Origin of the sequence: Dyella jejuensis, from assembly GCF_044904675.1 — a bacterium.
Lineage (GTDB): Bacteria > Pseudomonadota > Gammaproteobacteria > Xanthomonadales > Rhodanobacteraceae > Dyella_B > Dyella_B jejuensis.
In genome coordinates this window covers 1-281 of the sequence record NZ_JADIKJ010000124.1, presented here as the reverse complement: position 1 = coordinate 281, position 281 = coordinate 1, and the positions used below count along the sequence as shown (strand labels likewise).

The window sequence follows — 281 nt, the reverse complement described above, 5'->3', positions numbered from 1 at the left end:
ATCGCCCTGTTGCGCGATCGCTCGATCCTGCATGTGGCCGATGCGCTGGAGATAGCGTTGCCAGGAGAAGGCATCAGCTCCAGTGCATTAAGCCAGGCGCGTCAACGCTTGGGTTCGGAGCCCCTGGCATGGCTGTTTCAACATACCGCGGCACAATGGGGCCATACGCAGGCCGGTCGCCACCGCTGGCAGGGCTTGTCGCTGTATGCGTTGGACGGCGTGGTCTGGCGGACTCCCGACACGCTGGACAATCGCCGGCACTTTGGCAGTCAGCATAACCA

At 62.6% G+C, this 281-nt stretch carries 1 protein-coding gene; it reads left to right on the top strand.

What is annotated here, in order from left to right:
* On the top strand, positions 1 to 281 hold a 281-nt coding region (locus ISP15_RS18600), incomplete at both ends, for a transposase domain-containing protein (RefSeq protein ID WP_404549524.1).